The organism is Variovorax sp. LARHSF232 (genome assembly GCF_052871435.1).
In genome coordinates this window covers 762,221-780,775 of sequence record NZ_JBIXJS010000001.1, presented here as the reverse complement: position 1 = coordinate 780,775, position 18,555 = coordinate 762,221, and the positions used below count along the sequence as shown (strand labels likewise).

The window sequence follows — 18,555 nt, the reverse complement described above, 5'->3', positions numbered from 1 at the left end:
GATCAAAACTGGATGCTGGCCGGGATGGTCAGCGCGTAGGGCACTTCCGGTGGCCCAGGCTCGAGCGGCGGCGGCGGCTCGACAGCCTTGAGCGGCATGTACTGCGTCAGCGTCTTGTCGGTGCTGACCGAATCGAGGTTGTTGTGGAAGCCCTCTTGCACCAGCCACAGCAGCGGGCTGGTGAACGCGTAGTAGGTCTGGTCCAGGTTGGGCGGGATGGCCGAGGGCATGAAGAACATCGCCTGGGCCATCTCCGAGCGGTAGAGGTCATCGCCCGTGAAGATCTGGCCCGGGGTGACTGGCGGGTCGTTCGGCGAAGTGGGCGGCGCGCGGCGAATGCGCAGGTACTTGTAGACCGGCGGCACGTTCATGGCAAAGCTGTAGTGGTCGGCGCCGTGCGACACCGTCACGTCCCACATGTAGATCGCCAGCGCCTGCGCCAGGCACTTCAGGTCGAGAATCTGCTTCTCGTCGGGAAAGCCGCGCACGCATTGGTTCAGGTAGCGGGCCCAGCGCGTGACGTACGAATCCTTGGGGTCGGCTTCAAGAATCGCAAAGGCAACCGCCTCGCAAAAGGGCAGGAAGGCGCGCTCGTAATACGCCGTCAACCACCGGCTGTAGGGCGTATCGAACACGGGCGACGGCGGCGAATCCTTCAACTTGAGCAGTTGCGGCCGCATGTAGTCGTACGCCGGATAGGAATCGCTGTACGGCTGATCGGGCACGCCCGCGTAGCCGGCGGCGAACAAGAGCTTGAGGTTGTACGCGTTGCCGGTCAGCGGATCGAACCAGGAGCCGCGCGCGTTCTCGTTGACGACCGATTCCGGCCCTTCCAGCACGGCGTTGTCCAGGGCCAGGGTGTAGCTTGTATGCGGATACAGCAGCTGGAACAAGAGGTGCGTGTGCGGCACCGCCGTCTTGGTGATGGCATTGACCGAATCCATCGGGAAATGCAGGGCCGGGTGGACCACGAAAAGCATGTGGTACGCGGCACCCTGCAAGGCGTAGATCTTGGCGAGCCCCCAGGCCTGGTTGGCGGGCGTGACCATCATGCCGTTGACGCGGATACCCTCGACCACCAGCTTGCCTGCCGGCGATCCCGAAATGAAGATCTGGGTGCCGGCGCAATACATGCCTGCCAGCGGCTCGACCAGGCCCATGGCCCTGAAGTCGTACTTGAAGGTCTGGCCGCCCCCGCCGAAGCGGATGTTCTCGCGTTCGAGCAGTTCCGAATCCTCGACGGAGATCGGCTGCAGATAGCGCTGATACGACGTCGTGAACATCATCGTGGCGAACTCGGCGTCCGTCGGGGTGGTGGTTTCGATGTTCTTCGCCGCCCGCCCCGCCGCCATGGGCGGGTAGCCCACCTGGGTCTTCAGGAGCCGTTCGCCGATCGTGGCGTTCCAGAGCAGGGTCTCGATCGGCGGGATGTTGAGCACCTCGTACGCCTCGATCAGCGGGTGCGATGGCGACGGCTGCGGCCAGGGTCCTTTGCGTCCGTAGAGGAATTGATCCGGTGGCAGCGTCGCGTCGGTCATGGAAGCCCCTTCAGCTCGGTGGGTGCGGAAGGGTATCCCAGATAACCTAATCAGGATACGGGTAAATAAATCTTTCGACCTAATTCTCAAGTCCTGGCGAAGGAGGGCCGGCCGCCATTCAGCGCGGTGCATCCTTGCAGTCGTGAATAACAATCACGATGCTATGCATCAACTATCCGAAATCACAAGTCACCTTCTCCAGCGGACTCAGATTGCGCGAGGGATGCGCGTCCTCGACATCGGTTGCGGCAACGGCGAGCTCAGTCGAGCGATATCCGATCTTGTCGGACTGCAAGGCAGCGTAGTTGGCCTCGACGGCAGTCCAAGCGCAATCGAGGCGGCCAGGTCCGCGACTCAGCAGACCGGCCTCCAAAACATCGAATACGTCGTCGGGGACCTGTCCACCCTCAACTTTGAAGCCAACTCCTTTGACTGCATCGTTGGCCGGCGCGTGCTGATGTACGTGCCAAGCGCCCAGGATGTGCTTGCGAGCCTTGCTGCAATTCTTCGGCCAGGCGGGAGGATGGGATTGCAGGAGCATGACGCTACGATGACGCCTGGTCGTACAGGAAGCTGGCCTCTCCATGACCAAGTCCACCGCTGGATATGGGAAGCAGTTCGCCGCGAAGGTGCCAACCCCAATCTAGGCCTGGCGCTTGCGCCGATGCTTCAGAAGGCGGGCATGGCGGTGCAAGCGCTATGGGCGCAAGCCATTTTTGCCGGGTACGAGATGGGTGTGCACTACCCGCTGCATGAGATTGTTGGCTTCATGCAGTCTCGCATCGTCGCACTTGGTGTGGCCACTGCTGAAGAGATAGACGTGCCAACGCTTGGGAACCGACTCGAAGCAGAGCGCCAAAGCCATACTTCGACATACGTCGCAGACATGGCGGTATGCGTTGTCGCGACCAGATCAGAGGCGTCGTAAGACCGTCACGGCGAGACATCGCATGGTTTGAACTTCTGCGGAGTGGGCCGCATGCGTCCTATCCGATCGAAACCGTCGGGAGTTGGTCTGCGCCGGTGCTGGGGAGGGGCGTCACTTCAGCTTTGTTATGTCCGTGATTCGATGGGATAAAGCCGTCCCGGGAATGACGTCAGTTATAAAACCGTTCGTCCCAGTAAACGCCTCACTGAAAACATGTTCGTTGAATCGGTACGTTTGGGTCGACCCAGGGACCTCACTTTTCCCGTCGCCACTAGTAGTACTGCTATAGGATCCATCGGGGGTGCCGGTAAAGCTCACGTGTAGCGTTGCCCCATAAGTGCCAGTGCAGCCCGGCGCGGACGGATCAAGTGTGGCGTTGACAGTGGTTGCGCCGTTGCCCGGATTGACGGAAACAACGTTCGCGTACTGCGGCCCTTCGCAATATAAAAAGGTGAGGGTGGGTCCGGCTAAATAGTAAGCCTCAACAGTCCCGGCCAGCACCCCATTCGCGTCTTTCGTCTCCGCAGTGAACCCGGAGCATGCCCCGCTGATGCATACGCTACCTTGCGCATAGTCCCTCATTGTGTCGAATTTGGTAACGGGTGAGCCGCCCAAAGGGGGCGCGCTGAAGGCAGTGGAAGAAGCGCCCAGGGCAACTGAGGCAAGGCATGCGGTCAAATTGCCAAATTTCATGACCAACACCATTCATATGCCGAGTCCGCGTTGACTGTGTGAACCCAGCGTAGGCCGTTACCATAGTTCGGTTGCGCCAACGCGGCCCGTGTCTGTGCCTCCCGCCATAAGCACTCCAAGCATGATATGCCTGTGACCGGCGCCATGAGTTCATGCGGGTCAAGCGACAGTCCGCTTCCGCTGCAAGCCGAGCACGCGTGCAGCCCTACGCTTGGAGCAGGTGGGACAGCACGCTGCGGCGCGGCGCAGGGCCCACAGTTGGCCCGTAGCCCAGCCGCGCCCACATCTGGATTGTCTGGCCCGACCGCTGTGCGTCCAGCAACTTGTGGATCTGTGCGCGCATCTCGTCCTGCTCCGGATACTCCTGCAGCGCCTGTTGCAGAGGGTGCATCGCCAAGTTGTGCGCCGTGGCGGCCAGTTGTGCGCGCACGTAGGCTTGGCCCGCGAGCAACTGCGTGACGCGCTCGTTGTCGGCCGTCACCATCCAAAAGAACGCCGGCGTTGAATCAATCGCCGCGTTGAACCTCTTGATCTGGCCCTGGATGGCCTGGCTGTCGGGCGCCGAGGGGTGTGAGCGGTCGAACAAGCCCACGGCCGTGAGGAACCGCACCATCGGGTCATTCAGCGACAGCCCGTCACGATGCTGCGCGATTTCCTTCGGCCCCACGCGCAGCACTTTGTACGACTCCAGCAGCGTGCGCGGCGTGCTCAGCTCAATGCGCCACGCCCGCTTGGCGATCTCGCGCTGAACGTCCAGCGCGGCCGCCTGCGTCGGATCGCTGAAGCCCGCTGTCACCGGAAAGCCCGCCACCGCCTCGCGGATTGCCTGCAGCGCCTGTGCGCTGGGCGCCCGCATTTCGTAGGGCGAGCGATTTGTGTGGCGCCGGAACACCTGGGTGAACAATGGATCGGGCCTGATGGCCGCGTCTTCCACCAGGCGGATGCGTGCAGTAGGCCTTTGGTCGGGACGCTTGCGATCAAAGGCTCCAAGGGGAAAGAGCTGCATCTCGGCGCGGTAACCGCGCTGGCGCGCCGCCTGGTTCAGCAATTCCAGAAACGTGCCTTGGCTCATGACCATCTGGCGCGAGTACGGGTCGGTTTCGGGCAGGAGCCGCCCCAGGTCCATGTGGAGCGTGATCACGTCGGGTTCACGCAAGTCGACCAGCCACGACTGCAGGTTGTGCGAATGAGGCGCCAGGATCGCGTGCGCCAGGATCCAGCGCCGCAGGTCGGTTTCGGCGCCCGGGCCTTGCCAGGGGGCCACCGCTTCGGCCGGCAGTTCGTTGCTGCATGCCGTCACGGTCACGGCGACGGTGGCTGCCGCGATCGCCCCTCCGCCAATCAATCGCAAGGCATTGCGCCGGTTCGTCTGCATGAACTTCTCCCGTCGTTGAAGGCCTGAATTGTGAAAGCGGCGCCGCGACAGCACAATTCAAGAATGTTGAGAACAGATATGCATTCATGAATAACGCAAGCTTCGACTGGTCCTTGGTGCGCGCGTTCCTGGCGGCCATGGATCACGGCAGCCTGCTGGCCGCCGCGCGGGACATCGGCACCAGCCAGCCTACGTTGGGCCGCCACATCGTGCAGCTGGAACGTCAGCTCGCCGTCGTGCTGTTCGAGCGCACCGGCCGCGGCCTCGTGCCCACCGAACAGGCGTTGCGGCTGGCCGAAACCGCTCGCGCCATGGAGGGCAGCGCCGACCGGTTATGGCGGCTTGCGCAAGGTGCTGAAGAAGGGGGCAGAGGCGCCGTGCGCCTCAGTGCCAGCCAGCCGGTGGCCTGTGTGCTTCTGCCGCCGCTGCTTGCGCGCATGCGGGAGGTGCTGCCGCAGGTGACGGTGGAACTGGTCGTGAGCAACGCGGTAAGCAATCTGCTGCGGCGCGAGGCCGACATCGCCTTGCGCATGGTGAGGCCGCAGCAGGCCTCACTGATCACACGGCGTATCGCGCAGGTGACCATCGGTGCCTGCGCGCACCGTGACTACCTGCACCGCAGCGGCACGCCACAGCGGCCGGAAGACCTCGGCGCACACCTGTTGGTGGGCGGGGACGAGGAAAACGACGTGCGCGACCATGCCGCGGCATTGGGGATCCCGCCGGATACGCTGCGCTTCGGTCTGCGCAGCGACGACCTGATGGCGCAATGGGCTGCCGTGCGCGCTGGCCTGGGAGTTGGCTTCATCAGCGAATACGTGATGCGCACGGACCCCAAGGTGCAGCCCCTGTTGCCGACGCTGAAGCTGCCGCATTTCCCCATATGGCTCACTGTGCATCGTGAAATCCGCACCAGTCCCCGTATTCGAGCGGTGTACGACTTTCTCGCCGAGCAAGTACCTGTGGCCTTGTCGGCGCAGGGTTCATGAGTGCATGGGGCCCATCGCAAGTCCTCGACGTCCGAGACCGAGATCGAGGTTCCGGTCCCCGGCTCACGCATTCGCACTCAACGGACGTTCGAATGCGGCTCATCACTTGGGAAGCTTCGCGAGTTCCGGTTCTCGGTAGTGCTCGAACGTTCGCTTCATGAGAGCACGCAACCAACTCACGGCCGGGTCGTTGTGAAATCGGGGATGCCAATGCTGGCTCAACGCGAACTGTGGCAGCTCGATCGGTGGCTTCAGGATTCGCAGCGTGCCGTAGTTGGAGAAGACGCTCGCAAGTTCCATGGGTACGGTAGCGATGAGGTCTGGATGCCGATCGAGCAGTAGCGGCACAACAAGAAAATGAGGCGTCGTCAGGATCGGCAAGCCGACGCTGGCGGCCAACAGCTTCGCCGAACTACGCCAGTCTACGGGATCACCAGTCTGCAGCGGATCCCGCTCCCCGCGCTCAGGGATGCGCCGACCTTGTCGGAAGCCGGTCTGAAGGACTTCAATGTCCAGGTGTGGCATGGGCTCTATGCACCCAAAGGCACGCCGCCCGCGGTTCTTGCCAGGATCAACGCCGCACTTCGAGCCACGCTGAAGGACCCCGAGCTGATCAAGCGCGAGGAGGCGCTCGGTCTCGCGATCGTGAACGACGACCGGCTGGGCCCGGCAGGCCACAAGAAATTCCTGGTCGCCGAGACGGCGCGCTGGTCGAAGGTGATCAAGGACGCGGGCGAGTACGCCGACTGATGGCAGGCGCGAGACCAGCCCTCAAGCGCCGACCGTCATCCCCGCCAGCTGCCGAAACGCGCTGGGCGTCGCCCCCGCACGCCGCCTGAACGCCCGCGTGAAGTTGGCCGGATCCGTGAAGCCCAGCTGTTCGGCCACGCGCGCCACGGAGTGGCCGCGCTGCGCAAGCAGCAGGTCGCGCGCCCGCTCGAAGCGCACCCGCTGCGACAGCTCGCGAAACTGCAGCTGCTCTTGCCGCAGCTTGCGGTCGACCGTGCGGGCGGAGATGTTCATGCGCCGCGCGATGTCTTCCAGCGTCACCTGCTGGCCCTGCGATTCGCGCAGCAGCATGGTGATGTAGTCGCCCCAGCTCGCATCCGGCAGCGGGCGCGGGCGCAGCGATTCGAGGTGCTCGTCGATCTGCTCCACCACCTGCGGCGCCGCCAGCGGCAGCGGCTGCTCCAGCGCGGCGGCATCGATGCGCAGCGTGATGCCCGGCAGCGCCCGTTCGTCGAAGCGGAAGCCGTCGGCCGACAGGGCGGTGTAGCGCGCGTGGTGGCGCGGCTGCGACATGCCCAGGCTCAGGCGCCAGCGCCCCTGCTGCGCCTCGCCGGCCAGCAAGGCCAGGTGCTGGTGCACCGACACCGCGATCGACTCCATGTGAAAGCGCAGCACGCACAGCGGCATCGCCGTCACCGGGCTGAACACCGCCTCGCCATGGCCTGCCGCCACGCGGCGGTAGCGCATGCTGAACAGCTCGGTGATCAGGTGGTAGTGGCAGCTTGCCAGGCGCAGCACCTGATCCAGGTCGCGGCAGCTCAGCATGCCGTAGCCCAGCAGGCCGTGCGAGTTGGGCTTGATGCGCAGCCCCACCTCGAAGCCCAGGTCCTGCCGGCCCGACAGCCGGTACGCGCCATCGATCAGCGCCTGCGCCTCGTGCAGCGCCAGCATGCCGTCGTCGGCCAGCGCCATGCGGCCGGGCTCGATGCCAGCCAGCGCCAGCAGGCGCGCGCCGTCGACGCCTTGGGCGCGCAGCCAATCCACCATCAGCGCAAAGTAGCGCACCGGCACGCGCCGGGGTGCGCGGCGCGCAGGTGGTGGTGGTGAGGGCGGCAGCATCGGAAAAAGCGACTCGATTCGGTGCGTGCTCAGGCGATCAGCTTGACCACGCTGTGATAGCTGTTGGGCATGAGGCGCGACAGCCAGAACAGCGGCGCCGACTGGTTGCCCGTGACCACGCGCTTCTTGCCGCGGCGCACTCCGTTGAGGATGGCGGTGGCGCAGTCTTCCGGCGGCGTCGTCAGCAGCTTGTCGGCCAGCACCGAGAATCGCGCTTCCTCGTCGCCGGCGCGCGCGCAGCGGCGCGCGGCCCGCTCGATGTTGGTCTTGATGCCGCCCGGATGCACGCTGAGGGCACGCACACCGGTGCCTTCCAGCTCGCGCCACAGGCACTCGGTGAGGCCGCGTACGCCGAACTTGGAGATGTTGTAGGCGCTCTGCGCGGGAAAGCCGACCAGGCCGAACACGCTCGACATGTTGATGATGCAGCCTTCGCGCTGCGCCAGCATCATCGGCAGGAAGGCCTTGCTGCCGTAGATCACGCCCCACAGGTTGATGCCGAGCAGCCATTCGATCTCCTCGACGTTCATGTGCTCGAAGGTGCCCACGATGCTGGCGCCGGCGTTGTTGAAGACGAAGTGCGCTGTGCCGAAGTCGCGCTTGACGCCGTCGGCATGGTCGAACACGGCCTCCTTCGAGGACACGTCGAGCTTGTAGGCGCGGGCCTCGGTGCCGGCGGTCAGCATGCTCATGGTGACGGACAGGCTCGCCTGATCGATGTCGGACAGTGCCAGGCGTGCGCCGGATTGGGCCAGCTGCATGGCCAGCGCGCGGCCGATGCCGGAGCCGGCGCCGGTCACGACCGCGACCTTGCCTTTGAAAGTGGATTGCATGGGAGAGGCCTTTTTTTCTATCGGGTGAGGATGTGGATGGAGAGGGCGGCTTCCTCGATGCCGAGCAGGCCGCCGCCGTTTTCCTGGATGGCATGGCGCGCGCCATGCACCTGGCGCGCACCGGCTTCGCCGCGCAGCTGGGTGACCAACTCGTGGATCTGGCCGAGGCCGGTGGCGCCCAGCGGATGGCCCTTGGATTCCAGGCCGCCGGAGGGGTTGATCGGGATGCGGCCGCCGATGGTGAATTCGCCGCGCTCGGCCGCCGGCCCGCCCTGGCCGAGCGGCACCAGGCCGAGGTTCTCGGCCTGGATGATTTCGCCCATGGCGGAAGCATCGTGTACCTCGGCCACGTGCATGTCGGCTGGCCCCAGCCCGGCCTGCTCGTAGGCTTGCAGGGCCGCCAGGCGGCCGATGTTGCGGGCCGGCTCGTCGAGCGCGCGTGCGGTGAAGCTGCGCATCACGCTGGCTGCGAGCCTGACGCTGCGCGAGCGCGATGCGCCGATGCGCTTCAATCCGGCCTCGGTGCAGACGATGACGGCGGCCGCGCCGTCGGACAGCGGTGCGCACATCGGCAAGGTCAGCGGGTAGCTGATGGGCGCCGCCGCCAGCACCTCCTCGATGCTGAAGGCCTTGCGGATCTGCGCCAGCGGGTTGTGCACTGAATGCTGGTGGTTCTTGGCCGACACCGCCGCGATCTGGCGCTGCGTGGTGCCGTGCGTCTCCATGTGGTGGCGGCACAGGGCCGCGTAGATGGCCATGAAGCGGCTGTAGGGCTTGTCGGACTCGGAGCCGGGCGGCGGCTCGATGCCCTGGCCCATCTGCAGCAGCGTCTGGTAGTTCTGTTCGGCGCGCGAGACATCCCAGCCGGCCTCGAACAGGGCCATGGCGCGGGCCTTGTCGGGCACGTTCATCTTCTCGGCGCCCAGGGCCAATGCCACGTCGCAGGCGCCGGCCTTCAAGGATTGGACCGCTAGGTGCAACGCACTGCTGCCCGAGGCGCAGGCGTTCTCGACATTGAAGACCGGGATGGCCTCGATGCCGAGTTTGCCCAGCACCACCTGGCCGGGAATCGCGAGTTGCCCCTGCAGCGGGCCGTTGGTCACGCCGGCGTAGAAGGCGGCGCCCAGGTCACCGACGCCGCAGCCTGCATCGCGCAAGGCGCCGGTCAGCGCTTCGCGGGCCAGGTCCTCGAGCGAGCGTTCGAGGTGCCGGCCGAACAGCGTCATGCCGACGCCGGCGACGTAGATCGTGCTCATGGCAGTCTCAGACGGGGGTGCGGCGCAGGAACCAGATGAACAGGACGGCGTAGACGATGTCGCCGCTGACCAGGGCGGCCATCTGTGTCGTCGCGCTGCCGGCCAGCCAATGGCCGAACACCACCGCCACCATGGCCAACTTGGCGAAGGCGCCCAGGGCCGCGATGCCGCGGTTCGCTTTCGGGGACTGCCCGACCATCCAGTAGCCGCAGCCGAAGATGAAGATGGCGGCCAACGTGATCTGGCCGAACAGACTGTCCTGCGGCGGCTGCAGGCCCAGCGGATGCGCCAACAGCGCCAGGATCAGCACGGCGCCCCAGTTGAAGAAGGCGGCGGAATAGAACAGTGGCTTGGTTTGAGGGGGATACATGGTGATTTCTTCTCTTCAGATGGCGCGCTTGCTGCCCGCCCAGTAGGGCGCGCGCAAGTCTTTCTTCAGCACCTTTCCGGCGGCGCTACGGGGCAGGGCGGGGATGAAGTCCACCGTCTTGGGCGACTTCACCGCGCCCAGCTTGTCGCGGCACAGGGTGATGAGTTCCTCGGCGCCGACTTCCTGGCCGGGGCTGAGCTCGACCACCGCCTTCACCGCCTCGCCCCACTTGTCATCGGGCACGCCGATCACGGCGCAGTCCTGCACCGCGGGGTGGGCCCAGATCACCTGCTCCACCTCGCTGGGGTAGACGTTGAAGCCGCCGCTGATGATCATGTCTTTCTTGCGGTCGGTGATGTGCAGGTAGCCCTCGCCGTCCAGGTGGCCGACGTCGCCGGTGTGCAGCCAGCCGTCGACGATGGTCTCGGCAGTCTTTTCCGGGGCCTTGTAATAGCCCTTCATCACCAGGTCGCCGCGTACGCAGATCTCGCCGGTTTCGCCGGTGGGCAAGGGACGGTTCTGTTCGTCCAGGATCTCGACGCGCACCAGCGGGTTGGGCCGGCCCACCGAGGACAGGCGCTCGTCGCCGGCGATGCGGCCGGCGACGAAATGCTCGGCCGGGGTCAGGAAGGAAATCGAGGCCGGGCACTCGGTCTGGCCGTAGCCGCCGGTCATCACCGGGCCGAAGACCTCGATGGCGCGCTTGAGCTTTTCCACCGACATCGGCGCCGCGCCGTAGAGGAAGTAGCGCAGCGTGGAGAAGTCCACCTTCTCGATGCCGGGGACGTCCAGGAGCTTGTAGATCACCGTGGGCGGCAGGAAGAACTCCGTCACCTTGTGGCGCGCGATGGCACCCAGCAGCAGGGCGGGGTCGGGCTTGGAAAGCACCACCACCGTGCCGCCGCGCGCAGTGCAGGGCAGCGACAGCGCGCCGGCAGTGTGCGTCATCGGCGCCGCCGCCAGGTTGACCGGGAACTCGTCGCCGCCGTAGCTCATGCTGGTCATGAAGTGGGCGATGAAGGTCTGCAGGCTGCGGTGCGTGTTCATCACGCCCTTGGGCAAGCCGGTGGTGCCGCCGGTGGGCGAGATCGACACGACGTCGTCCATCTCGCAGGCGACGTCGGGACGGCTGGCGGGCGCGTCGGCCAGCCAGCGCGACATCGGCTCGGCGCCGTCATGGCTGCCGTCCAGGCAGATCCAGCGCTTCACCTTGGGCATGCGCTCGCACAAGGCGGCGATCTGCGCGCCGAAGGCTTCCTGGAAGAACACCACCTCGCAGTCGAAGCTGTCGAGGATGTAGAGGTTCTCCTCGGTGGCGTTGCGCACGTTGACCGGGATCCAGGTCATGTTGGCGCGCCACAGGCCCAGCGTGCAGATCCAGGCGCCGACGTCGTTGCCGGCCCAGACGGCGCCACGCGTGCCGGCCGCAAAGCCGTCCGCCAGGAGCTGGTTGGCGATGCGGCAGGACTGCGCACCCACCTCGTCGAAGCTGTAGCTGCGTTCGTCCTGGATGTAGGCGGCGCCGGTCGGGTTGATGCGCCAGCCGCGGTCGAAGAAGTCGATGATGGCCATGGCGGAACTCAGAGTGGCGTGACGGTGGCGCGCGCCAGGCCGCGCTGCTCCAGGAAGCCCAGCAGGTAGCGGTGGCCGAAGGCCTTGCCGGCGGAGGTGAAGCCGCGCTTGGCCGAGTCGTTGTCCAGGAGCTTGATGGCGGCGGCGGCCTGCAGCGCGCCGGTCGAGATGTAGGGCGTCAGGCCGTGCACGGTGGCGCGCACCGCGGCGAGCTGTCCGCGGCCGATGGCGAAGTCGACCGAGCGCTGGATGGTGGTGCGCTCGCGCGGCGGCATCGTGGGCGTGGTGGAGTCGACCAGGTGCTTGATGACGGCGTCCTGTTCGATCCGGCTCATGTGCTTGTATTCGGCCTCCCACTTCTTGCCGACCTGGTGCACCAGTTGCATCACCGGGTTGTCGTAGAAGCCGACCGCCGAGATGCAGGAGCGCACGCGCGCGTCGTTCTCGAAGAAGACCGGCAGCGAGGTGCCGCCCCAGGGTAGGCTGAAGACCGGCTGGGCGAAGTCGGGCGAGACGATGTTGAAGCTCGAGTCCGGCGCATGGGTCACCAGCTTCTTCTCCCACAGGTAGCACTGCTCGTGGCGGAACGCCTCGAAGATCGAGGCGGTGGAGCCCACCGTCACACCGGCGCCGACGCCGCGCGGGCCGCGGCACAGGGTGGCGGTCTCGAGCGCGTCCACGCCCTCGGTCTCCAGCGCCAGCTCGGCGGCGATTTCGGCAAAGGTGAACATGTAGGAAGTGGAGGGCGCCACCACCAGGCCGGCCTGGGCGTACAGCTTGCCGAACTGGTCGCGCACCTGGCGGATGTAGCCCTGTTCGCCGGTCGTGTCGATGTGGTGGCAGCCGGCCTTGAGCGCCGCTTCCACTGCCACCAGGCCGAAGTTCCCGAAGGGGCCCACCGTGTTGCACACCACCTTGGCGCCGCTGAAGGCGCGGGTGAGCGCTTCGACGCTGTGCTCGCACTCGATGATCTCGTAGGTGGCCGACTCCAGGCGCACCACGCGCTGAGCCATCATCTCGCGGGTGCGCTCGGCGTTGCGCGTGACCGCCGTGAACGGGATGTTCTGGTCGATCAGGACGTCCATGATCAACATGCCGGTGTAGCCGCTGGCGCCATAGACGACGACGGGATGCTTTGCCATTGGGGTGTCTCCTGGGAATGATGTGGATGAACGAAGCAGGGCAGCGGATGCGCTCTGGCTTGCGGGGAAGTTTCCGGTTTCGAAGGCACGCGGCCAATCACGGAAAGCCGCCAAATTGCAGGAGGCAGGGCGTTCACGGAAATCCGTGACGCAGGCTCCTAGGGATCGCCCGCCCCGGTGCGGCACCGGCCCGGTGCGAGAATCGCCGCGCCATGTTGTTGCCCACCCCCAGGCCGCTGTCGTTGAAGTTGTGCCCACCGCGCCCGGCCTCGATGGAGATCGAGCGCAGCGCAGTGGCCACCGCACTCGCCCGGTCCGGTGCCAGCGTGGTCCTGTTCAATGCGCCGGCCGGCTACGGCAAGTCCACCGCCATGGGGCAGTGGCTGCGTGCGCTGCGCGCGCAAGGGCTGCCGGTGGCCTGGCTGACGGCGGATGCCAACGACAATGATCCCGGCCGCTTTGCTTTTCATCTGCAGGCGGCCCTGGCGCCCTTGCTGCCCGATGCGCCACCGGCCACGGGCGGCGAGGTGGAGGCTGCCACCGGCAGCCATGCCTACCAGCTGCTCGACACCTTGGCCGTGATGGAGACGCCCTTCGCGCTGTTCGTGGACGATGCCGAGCACCTGCACAACCCCGAGGTGCTGGCCACGCTGGGCCATGTGATCGACGCCCTGGGGCCGGGGCAACGCATGGTGATCGGCGCGCGCGCCCGGCCGGCCCTGCCGTTGGCCCGGCTGCGTGCGCGCGGCCAGTTGCTGGAACTCGATCAGCTGATGCTGCGTTTCTCCGTCGGCGAGACGCAAGACTACCTGCGGGTGCGTCCGCAAGCGGCGCTGAGCGATGCCGACGTGGCCCGGCTGCAGCAGCGCACCGACGGCTGGCCGGCAGCCCTGCAACTGGCCACCGCCCTCGGCGGCTCGGCGGGCATCGACGCGGTGCTGGGTGCCAGCAGCGACTTCTCGCGCGACCTGGCGGCCTGGCTGGTGGAGGACGTGCTGGCACGCTTGCCGGATGAACAACGCAGCTTTCTGCTGCGGACCTGCCTGTTCGACAGCTTCTGCGCCGGCATGTGCGATGCCGTACTGGGGCGCGACGACAGCGCCGCGATGCTGCGCCAGACCGAGCGCGACAACCTGTTCCTGCTGAGCATCGAGGCGGAGGGCGAATGGCATCGCTATCACCCGCTGTTCCTGGCCTTCCTGCGCAGCCAGCCGGGGCTGCCCACCGCAGAGGAGGCGGTGCGGCTGCACACGCGCGCCGCCAAATGGCTGGCACAGCATGGCCGGCTGATGCCGGCGATCCAGCACGCGCTGGCCGGCGCTCAGCAGGGCCTGGCCGCCGAGCTGATGGCGACGCGCGCGCTGGAGATGGTCAACACGGGCCAGGTCGGCACGTTGCGCAAGTGGGTCGAGAGCCTGCCCGATGACCTGCTGGCGGCCAATCCCGAACTGGCGATCGCCGGCGCCTACGCCATGGCCATCCAGCACCAGCATCGGGCGGTACCGCGCCTGCTGGAGGTGGTCGGGCGCGTCGCCGAAGCGGGCTCGCAACTGGGCTACGAGCTGATGGGCGTGAAGCTGGCGACCCTGCTGTGGGCCGACGAGATGCCGCAGGCCATCGAGCTGGCATCGGCGCTTGTCGAGCGCCTCGACGATGCGCCGCCGCGCGTTGCCGGCATGGTGCACAACACCGCCGCCTTCGATCGCATCGGCTGCGGCGACTACGCCACGGCGCTGCGCTACCTGGCCACCGCCAAGCGGCTCTACGTCGGCGAGATCCACGGGCTCAACCACACCCTGTGCGTGGAAGGTGCAATCGAACTGCTTCAGGGCAATGTGCGCGAGGCGCATCAGCGCTTCGAAGCCACCCTGGGCAAGGTCATCGAGGCCGGCTGCCGCTACACCGATGCATCGGGCGTGGCTGCGAGCCACCTGGCCGAGGCGCTGTACGAGCTGAACGACTTGCAGGCGGTGGAACTGCTGGTGGAGGAATACCTCCCCGTGATCCGCGACGCCTGCATTCCCGAGCACCTGATCGTCGCCTACCGGGTGGCGGCGCGCACCCATGCGCTGCGCGGGCGGGCGGCGCAGGCCCGGCAGACCCTGGCGGAAATGCTGGACCTGGGCGACGCCTGGGGCATTCCCCGCATCGCCACGGCGGCCCGGCACGAGAAGCTGCGGCTGGCGCTGCTCGGCGGGGACGTTGCCAGCGCGCGCCAGCTCTTGAGCCTGATCGAGCAGGGTCGGGGCTGGAAGGCCCAGGCCGGGCAGATTCCCTATTCGGAAGACCTGGACGACAGCTTCATCGCAACGCTGCGCGTGGCCATGCGAACGGGCGCTGCGCCGTCGATGATCCCGCGCATCCAGGAGGCGGTGGCACAGGCCGAAGCGGTGCAGCATCACCGCCGCGCACTGCGGCTCGAGTGCCTGCTGGCTCAAGCCTACGAGGCGGCGCGCAAGCGGTCGGAAGCGCTCGAGGTGCTGGCGCGCGTGCTGCACGTGGCCTGCACCAAGGAATTGCTGCGCACCCTGGCTGACGAGCCTTGGCACCTGGCGCCGCTGCTCGATGCCATGCCACCGAGCGCCGGTGTCGACGCTGCGCACCTGGCGGCCCTGCGGGCAGCGCTGGAAATGCGTGCCGACACCGTTGCGCCCGTGAGCACGCCTGAAGGCATCGACGAGATGCTCAGCCAGCGCGAACGGCAGGTGCTGCGGCTGCTGGCAAGCGGCCTGTCGAACAAGGAATTGAGCCGCAAGCTGTTCATCAGCGAGAACACCGTCGAGACGCACCTGCGGCGCATCAACGGCAAGCTGGGAGCGCGCAATCGCACTCAGGCCGTTTCGCTGGCGCGCGAACTGGGCCTGGTCTGAGCGCCGCGCGCATGGCCTTCCTTCGAGACCGGTAGCGTAAAGCGCAGGCTGGCGCCGCCACCTTCAAGATTCTCCGCCCACAGTCGCCCTCCGTTTGCCTCGACCAGCGTGCGCGAGATCGACAGGCCCATTCCCATCCCGCTCGGTTTGGTGGTGAAGAACGACGCAAAGATCTGCTCGAACCGCTCCTTCGGAATGCCCGAACCATTGTCATTGACGGCGATCTCGACCGTCTCGGCACCGCGACGCCTCGCGGTGACCACAATGCTGCGCACCCTGTGTGCTGCTTCGTCGATGGCGTCCATGCCGTTGGAGATGAGGTTGAGCAGCACCTGCTGCAGATGGACTCGATCGCCAAGGACCGGCGGTAGATGGTGCGCAACTTGCAACACCACGCGAATGTGGCGTGCTGCGGCGTCGGGACGGACCAAAGCCGTGACATCCTCCAGAAGGTCGGGCACGTTCAGCGGCATGACCTCGACCTCGTGGCGCCGCAGCATCGCGCGCATGCGATCGATCACGGAACCTGCTCGCTGGTCATCGGCGAGGATGTCGTCAACGATCGCGCGGATTTCATCGAGGTCCACCCGATCGGTTTGCAGCATGAGTGCTGCGGCTTCGGCATTGCGCAAGATGGCGCCAAGCGGCTGGTTGATTTCGTGGGCCAGAGCAGCCGCCAGCTGACCCATCACGGACACGCGGCCTGCATGAGCGATCTCGTGCCGCAGACGCAACATCTCCTGCTCGGCTTCCTTGCGCGCAGTGATGTCGCTGCAGGCGCCCAGGCTGCGGACAGCGCGCTGGTGTTCGAACTCGAATTGTCCCTGCGCCGAGATCCACCGCGTGCTGCCATCGGAAGCGCAGACGCGAAACTCGATCTGGTAGCGGCCAGCCCTGTCCCCTCCTGCCGCCTCGGAGAACGCCAGACGAACCATGTCCTGGTCGTCAGCATGCACCTTCAACAGCAAGGGCTCCAGATCCAGCGGCTCGCTCGGCGAAAAGCCGAACAGCTGCCGCGTTCTCGGGCTCGCCCAGAAGGTGCCGGACGCGCTGTCACGCATCCACAGGCCCAGGTTCGCGGCTTGCATGGCGAGCGCCATGCGCTCCTCGCTTTCGCGCAACTCGTGCAGCAGTTTCGCCGCGTGACGCACGTTGCGACTCAGTTCGTAGGCCATCGCGAACACGATGCCCAAGGAGAACAAGCTGACCGTGATCGGCATCTCGACAACGCCCCAGAACACCAGCGCCGCCTGACCAACACCGCCCAGGGCGAAGAAGCAGGCCGTGCCGCCAATGGTGAGCGCAGGGGCCCTGCCGCCGCGGCGCCAGGCCGAGAGGCTGGCATCCAGGACAAAGATCGCGAGCAGGACCATCGACAACTGGCCGAGCAGCATCCACGGATTGGGCGTCCCGATGGCGATCGAGACGTTCTCGCCCAGGAACGGAATGGCGCGCAGCGCCGAGATCTCTTTGAAGTTCAGTGACTGTCCGGTCGTGAAGTTGGGCAGCAAGGTGACGGTCCGCAGGACGATGACTGTCCACCCCAACCAGGCGCGACCACTTTTGAGATGGCTGCGCACGAAGCCGACCAGCGACACGGTGGCGACCCAGACCGCCACCTGTCCCGCGCGATTCGCGACGGCATATTCCTCCGGCGACTGCGCTTTCATGATGGCGAGTTCGCAGAAGGCAAGCGCAGCGGTCGCCGCCGCCAGGATCGAAAAGAACAAACTCGGCCAGGCTTGCCGATCCTTCACCCACACCGGCAAATGCACGGTAGCCAGCATGAGGCACGCGGACCCGACCATGGCCCAAACAATGGTGACCCAACTCATGAAGACTCCAATCGGTGACCAGGCCCAATTCTGCCCTGGGTCAATCGGCGTCACCTTCCCCAAGGGGCAGTAGACGCCTGCAGGTTCTGGGCGCAAAGTGGCCCGGAGCCTCGATGATCATGTCTTCGCCGCCCCTCTATGTCGCGATCGTCGATGACGACGAGAGCCTGTGCCGCTCCCTGGCGCGCCTGCTGCGGGCGTCGGGAATGCAGCCCGTCACCTACACCTGTGCCGAAGACTTCCTGGCGGACCGTAAGAGCCCCAGCTTCGATTGTCTGTTGCTGGACGTCCAACTCGGCGGCCTGTCAGGCATCGAACTGGCGCGCAGCCTGAAGGCGCAAGGTGGGTATCCGCCTTTCATCTTCATCACGGCGCACGACGACGCGCAAACGCACGCCGACGCGATGGCCGTCGGCTGCGCTGCCTATTTCCGGAAGAACGATCCTGGTGCGGACATCGTCCAGGCGATCCGGCGGCTGGCCGGTTGACTCACCACCTGAAAGTCGCGCCGAGCATCGGGCCGTTGAAGCGCAGTTCCTCCAGCGGACCGCTATTCGATTTCATGTCATAGGAGATGTAGCGCCACATGCCGGTGAGTTCGCCCCACGAGAATGCATAGCTCAGGCCCGCTGCGGCCTGCCAGGTCAGGCTTGACTCGCCGGTACCCACGTCGACGTAGAAGGGCAGGCTCCACTTGCCCGATTCGCCCACGGCATAGCGTCCCTTGGCCCCCACGATGCCGTCCCACAAGGTTTCCTTGGTTTCGGCCGCGCCCGTTCGCCCTGCAGCGTCGATAGGTCCCAAGTCGCCATGGATGCTCCAGCGCAGCGAGGGCTTGAGCGAGAACATTCGCGCGCCGGCAAGGACATCCAGGGTCAGCTTGGGATCGGTCGGCACCCGGTATTCGCCGCCGAATGTCCAGAGCACGCCCTTGAGGTCCCAACTGAGGTCCGCCGAGGTGCTGGCGGGAATCTGCCCCCGGTTGATCGTGAAGTTCCGGCTGCCCTGCTTGCTCTCGCCGAGGTCGAGATAGATGAAGTCGGTGAAGAATCCGTAGCGTCCGTTGTTGGCGTCGAGGCTGCCCATGAAGGTGAACTTCAGCGCATCGATGATCTTGTCGGCGCTGACGTCGATGGTGGGGCCGCCCGGCGTCGTCGGGGCGCTCGAGGAACCGCTCAGACTGGGAAAGTAGCCGTACACGGACAAGCCGTAGCGCCACTCGCTCACGCTGCTCCCGCCGGCCTGTTGGGCATGCGCTGCCGAGAAGGGCAGCAGTACGAGCAGGGCTGCCATGCAGCGGACGCCG

General features: G+C 66.1%; 15 protein-coding genes and 1 pseudogene. 5 read left to right on the top strand and 11 right to left on the bottom strand.

Going from position 1 to position 18,555, the window contains the following annotated elements:
* Positions 1-2: 2 nt before the first annotated feature.
* On the bottom strand, positions 3-1,538 hold the full coding sequence (locus ACIPRI_RS03715; RefSeq protein WP_446588619.1) for a hypothetical protein: 1,536 nt from the start codon (positions 1,536-1,538) through the stop codon (positions 3-5).
* On the opposite strand from ACIPRI_RS03715, the gene ACIPRI_RS03710 reads away from it, so the two are divergent.
* Entirely contained in the window at positions 1,537-2,466 is a 930-nt protein-coding gene (locus tag ACIPRI_RS03710; protein ID WP_446588617.1) for a class I SAM-dependent methyltransferase, read from the top strand. The two genes, ACIPRI_RS03715 and ACIPRI_RS03710, sit on opposite strands and share 2 nt — an antisense overlap.
* Before the next feature lie 898 nt (positions 2,467-3,364).
* Here ACIPRI_RS03710 and ACIPRI_RS03705 read toward each other — a convergent pair.
* The gene (locus ACIPRI_RS03705; protein WP_446588615.1) at positions 3,365-4,588 is read right to left on the bottom strand and encodes an Acg family FMN-binding oxidoreductase; all 1,224 of its coding nucleotides are present in this window, start codon (positions 4,586-4,588) and stop codon (positions 3,365-3,367) included.
* 32 nt (positions 4,589-4,620) lie between these two features.
* On the opposite strand from ACIPRI_RS03705, the gene ACIPRI_RS03700 reads away from it, so the two are divergent.
* Entirely contained in the window at positions 4,621-5,523 is a 903-nt protein-coding gene (locus tag ACIPRI_RS03700; RefSeq protein ID WP_446588613.1) for a LysR family transcriptional regulator, read from the top strand.
* A 102-nt stretch (positions 5,524-5,625) separates the two neighbouring features.
* On the opposite strand, the gene ACIPRI_RS03695 is transcribed toward ACIPRI_RS03700, so the two are convergent.
* Positions 5,626-6,048, bottom strand: a complete 423-nt coding sequence (locus ACIPRI_RS03695) for a hypothetical protein (RefSeq protein ID WP_446620392.1) — start codon at positions 6,046-6,048, stop codon at positions 5,626-5,628.
* Here ACIPRI_RS03695 and ACIPRI_RS03690 point away from each other — a divergent pair.
* A pseudogene (locus ACIPRI_RS03690) lies at positions 5,944-6,273 on the top strand (tripartite tricarboxylate transporter substrate-binding protein); the annotation flags it as partial. The gene ACIPRI_RS03695 and the pseudogene ACIPRI_RS03690 overlap by 105 nt on opposite strands.
* A 21-nt stretch (positions 6,274-6,294) precedes the next feature.
* Here the strand turns inward: ACIPRI_RS03690 and ACIPRI_RS03685 are convergent.
* From ACIPRI_RS03685 to ACIPRI_RS03660, 6 genes are read right to left on the bottom strand one after another with little or no spacing between them, the layout of a single operon-like run.
* Positions 6,295-7,371 carry an AraC family transcriptional regulator ligand-binding domain-containing protein gene (locus tag ACIPRI_RS03685; RefSeq protein ID WP_446588611.1) on the bottom strand — a complete coding sequence of 359 codons (1,077 nt, stop codon included), beginning with the start codon at positions 7,369-7,371 and terminating at the stop codon, positions 6,295-6,297.
* A 29-nt stretch (positions 7,372-7,400) separates the two neighbouring features.
* Positions 7,401-8,204, bottom strand: a complete 804-nt coding sequence (locus ACIPRI_RS03680) for an SDR family NAD(P)-dependent oxidoreductase (RefSeq protein ID WP_446588609.1) — start codon at positions 8,202-8,204, stop codon at positions 7,401-7,403.
* Positions 8,205-8,221: 17 nt separating this feature from the next.
* Positions 8,222-9,460, bottom strand: coding sequence for a thiolase family protein (locus ACIPRI_RS03675; protein WP_446588607.1), 1,239 nt, complete (start codon positions 9,458-9,460; stop codon positions 8,222-8,224).
* A gap of 7 nt (positions 9,461-9,467) precedes the next feature.
* Positions 9,468-9,830 (bottom strand): hypothetical protein, encoded by a 363-nt coding sequence (locus tag ACIPRI_RS03670; RefSeq protein ID WP_446588605.1) that lies wholly within the window; start codon positions 9,828-9,830, stop codon positions 9,468-9,470.
* Between the two features lie 15 nt (positions 9,831-9,845).
* The gene (locus tag ACIPRI_RS03665) at positions 9,846-11,402 is read right to left on the bottom strand and encodes an AMP-binding protein (RefSeq protein ID WP_446588603.1); all 1,557 of its coding nucleotides are present in this window, start codon (positions 11,400-11,402) and stop codon (positions 9,846-9,848) included.
* 8 nt (positions 11,403-11,410) lie between these two features.
* Entirely contained in the window at positions 11,411-12,544 is a 1,134-nt protein-coding gene (locus tag ACIPRI_RS03660) for a saccharopine dehydrogenase family protein (protein WP_446588601.1), read from the bottom strand.
* Positions 12,545-12,756: 212 nt separating this feature from the next.
* Between ACIPRI_RS03660 and ACIPRI_RS03655 the strand changes: the two genes are divergently transcribed.
* Positions 12,757-15,414 carry a LuxR C-terminal-related transcriptional regulator gene (locus ACIPRI_RS03655; RefSeq protein WP_446588599.1) on the top strand — a complete coding sequence of 886 codons (2,658 nt, stop codon included), beginning with the start codon at positions 12,757-12,759 and terminating at the stop codon, positions 15,412-15,414.
* Here ACIPRI_RS03655 and ACIPRI_RS03650 read toward each other — a convergent pair.
* A complete protein-coding gene (locus ACIPRI_RS03650) occupies positions 15,375-17,249 on the bottom strand; it encodes a sensor histidine kinase (protein ID WP_446588597.1) in 1,875 nt (624 codons plus the stop codon). The genes ACIPRI_RS03655 and ACIPRI_RS03650 overlap by 40 nt on opposite strands.
* A gap of 113 nt (positions 17,250-17,362) precedes the next feature.
* Here ACIPRI_RS03650 and ACIPRI_RS03645 point away from each other — a divergent pair, with 113 nt between their 5' ends.
* The gene (locus ACIPRI_RS03645) at positions 17,363-17,737 is read left to right on the top strand and encodes a response regulator transcription factor (protein WP_446588595.1); all 375 of its coding nucleotides are present in this window, start codon (positions 17,363-17,365) and stop codon (positions 17,735-17,737) included.
* A 1-nt stretch (position 17,738) separates the two neighbouring features.
* On the opposite strand, the gene ACIPRI_RS03640 is transcribed toward ACIPRI_RS03645, so the two are convergent.
* A complete protein-coding gene (locus ACIPRI_RS03640; protein WP_446588593.1) occupies positions 17,739-18,542 on the bottom strand; it encodes a hypothetical protein in 804 nt (267 codons plus the stop codon).
* Positions 18,543-18,555 lie beyond the last annotated feature (13 nt).

What these genes read in the sequence shown, in the direction of transcription:
- ACIPRI_RS03710 (WP_446588617.1), top strand. Translation starts at nt 1,537, where the DNA reads ATGGAAGCCCCTTCAGCTCGGTGGGTGCGGAAGGGTATCCCAGATAAC.
- ACIPRI_RS03645 (WP_446588595.1), top strand. Translation starts at nt 17,363, where the DNA reads ATGATCATGTCTTCGCCGCCCCTCTATGTCGCGATCGTCGATGACGAC.
- ACIPRI_RS03685 (WP_446588611.1), bottom strand. Translation starts at nt 7,371, where the DNA reads ATGCTGCCGCCCTCACCACCACCACCTGCGCGCCGCGCACCCCGGCGC.
- ACIPRI_RS03675 (WP_446588607.1), bottom strand. Translation starts at nt 9,460, where the DNA reads ATGAGCACGATCTACGTCGCCGGCGTCGGCATGACGCTGTTCGGCCGG.
- ACIPRI_RS03655 (WP_446588599.1), top strand. Translation starts at nt 12,757, where the DNA reads ATGTTGTTGCCCACCCCCAGGCCGCTGTCGTTGAAGTTGTGCCCACCG.
- ACIPRI_RS03660 (WP_446588601.1), bottom strand. Translation starts at nt 12,544, where the DNA reads ATGGCAAAGCATCCCGTCGTCGTCTATGGCGCCAGCGGCTACACCGGC.
- ACIPRI_RS03680 (WP_446588609.1), bottom strand. Translation starts at nt 8,204, where the DNA reads ATGCAATCCACTTTCAAAGGCAAGGTCGCGGTCGTGACCGGCGCCGGC.
- ACIPRI_RS03670 (WP_446588605.1), bottom strand. Translation starts at nt 9,830, where the DNA reads ATGTATCCCCCTCAAACCAAGCCACTGTTCTATTCCGCCGCCTTCTTC.
- ACIPRI_RS03640 (WP_446588593.1), bottom strand. Translation starts at nt 18,542, where the DNA reads ATGGCAGCCCTGCTCGTACTGCTGCCCTTCTCGGCAGCGCATGCCCAA.
- ACIPRI_RS03695 (WP_446620392.1), bottom strand. Translation starts at nt 6,048, where the DNA reads ATGCCACACCTGGACATTGAAGTCCTTCAGACCGGCTTCCGACAAGGT.
- ACIPRI_RS03665 (WP_446588603.1), bottom strand. Translation starts at nt 11,402, where the DNA reads ATGGCCATCATCGACTTCTTCGACCGCGGCTGGCGCATCAACCCGACC.
- ACIPRI_RS03650 (WP_446588597.1), bottom strand. Translation starts at nt 17,249, where the DNA reads ATGAGTTGGGTCACCATTGTTTGGGCCATGGTCGGGTCCGCGTGCCTC.
- ACIPRI_RS03700 (WP_446588613.1), top strand. Translation starts at nt 4,621, where the DNA reads ATGAATAACGCAAGCTTCGACTGGTCCTTGGTGCGCGCGTTCCTGGCG.
- ACIPRI_RS03715 (WP_446588619.1), bottom strand. Translation starts at nt 1,538, where the DNA reads ATGACCGACGCGACGCTGCCACCGGATCAATTCCTCTACGGACGCAAA.